1 protein-coding gene is annotated in these 726 nt (G+C 46.7%); it reads left to right on the forward strand.

Annotated elements, in window-relative coordinates; genetic code table 11:
* Positions 1-45: 45 nt before the first annotated feature.
* On the forward strand, positions 46-726 hold a 681-nt coding region (locus AACQ38_RS23785), incomplete at its 3' end, for a filamentous hemagglutinin N-terminal domain-containing protein (protein ID WP_165579249.1).

Raw genomic sequence — 726 nt, forward strand, 5'->3', positions numbered from 1 at the left:
ATCACTGACTTTTTAACACTTAAATTAAACAAAAGGGATAGTACGATGAGTAAACGCAACAACTCGGTGGCGAGAGGCACGAGTTATCTTTTAATTTACCTGACGGCAATTCAGCCGCTACACCCGGCGATTGCCGCGGGGATCACACCGGATAATAACCATACGCAGGTACAAAACCAAAGCAACGTTCCGGTTGTCAATATTGCCACGCCGAATGACGCGGGGATATCCCACAACACCTATAAAGCGTTCAATGTCGATACTCAAGGCGCTGTACTCAATAACGCCACGCAAGCGGCTCAATCACAACTGGCGGGGCAACTTAACGCTAACCCTAATCTGCATGGAAAAGCGGCGGAACTGATTATTAATGAAGTGACCGGCAGCGGACAATCTAACCTGCAAGGCCAATTGGAGATTTTCGGCAATAAAGCCAATGTGATGATTGCCAACCCCAACGGCATTACTTGTGATGGCTGTGGCTTTATTAATACTTCGAGTGCAACACTGACCACGGGTAAACCGCAATTTGATAAACAGGGTGCGTTGGAAGCATTGGAAGTTAAAACAGGCCAAATCACCATTGGCGGTAAAGGGTTAGATGGCAAGGCGACGGATTATGTCGATATTATCAGCCGGGCAACGGAATTAAATGGAAAAATTCAGGCCAATAACCTGTCTCTGACACAAGGCGCTAACCGAATCAGTTTAAAAGACGGCACAGTT

It is taken from the genome of Photorhabdus sp. RW14-46, assembly GCF_963887965.1.
GTDB classification, from domain to species: Bacteria; Pseudomonadota; Gammaproteobacteria; order Enterobacterales; family Enterobacteriaceae; genus Photorhabdus; species Photorhabdus laumondii.